Annotated in this window: 2 protein-coding genes; one reads left to right on the top strand and one right to left on the bottom strand. The window is 37.8% G+C overall.

What is annotated here, in order from left to right; translation table 11 throughout:
* Positions 1 to 116: 116 nt before the first annotated feature.
* Positions 117 to 413 (bottom strand): hypothetical protein, encoded by a 297-nt coding sequence (locus tag ACYVTD_RS14675; protein WP_461248459.1) that lies wholly within the window; start codon positions 411 to 413, stop codon positions 117 to 119.
* Between ACYVTD_RS14675 and ACYVTD_RS14670 the strand changes: the two genes are divergently transcribed.
* Positions 412 to 781: hypothetical protein (locus ACYVTD_RS14670; protein WP_461248458.1), on the top strand; the 370-nt coding region annotated here is incomplete at its 3' end. The genes ACYVTD_RS14675 and ACYVTD_RS14670 overlap by 2 nt on opposite strands.

Below are 781 nucleotides of genomic sequence, written 5' to 3'. Positions count from 1 at the left end.
GCGTTGGTATTGTAGACTTGGTGGAGAATCGGGTTGTCTATAAACATCATGTTTTTTTCCATGACGGACAAATATTACTCCCATTCTGTTTAATATTTTAAGTAACTGCGTTCTTTTCATGCAATTGCCAGTTTTCGCTTATGATATTTTTCAAGATGTAAACATTCGTACATATCTAATAACATTTCTTCAAGTTCTTCGAGGGTCTCGCCTTGGGTTACATGTTGCGGAAAATCATTAAAATATCCGACATAACCGCCTTCTTCTGCTTCCCTATATGTATAATCCAGTTCCATAAATAGCTCCCTTACCATCATTATACCACTTTTTACGGCTTTGTCAAAACTCTCGCTAAAAAGCCGCAGGCTTTTTAGCATTTTCGCAAAAGTGCCGATAAACAATAGAAGAAACATGAAAAAAGCGGTAAAAACAAAGAAAACAGTAAGAAAAACGTATAAAAGGCGTAAAAAAACGGGGGTTTCCGACCCTATTCAGGCTTTTTTGTTGGTTGGGGTAATTGTGGCTATTTCGGCTTTGATTTCTTGCGCCGTGATTGCCGTTCATTCCAACGTGAGTAAAGAAAATGCCGCCTCGCAGGAAAATGCGGCGAAGCAGCCGGAAAAAGTTGAGACGGTAAAGCAAACTATTCCCGAAAAACCGCAGATACAAATTGTTGAAACTTCCACGGCTGAAACTGAAAAAAAAGAGACAACTTCTAATATTAAAAAACAAGTTACGCCGAAAAGCGCAAAAAATATTATTAAGACACTTTCTCTTATAA

It is taken from the genome of Treponema sp. R6D11 (assembly GCF_054786075.1).
The sequence above is the reverse complement of the archived record's forward strand: the minus strand, read 5'-3'. Positions and strand labels throughout refer to the sequence as shown.

What these genes read in the sequence shown, in the direction of transcription:
- ACYVTD_RS14675 (WP_461248459.1), bottom strand. Translation starts at nt 413, where the DNA reads ATGTTTCTTCTATTGTTTATCGGCACTTTTGCGAAAATGCTAAAAAGC.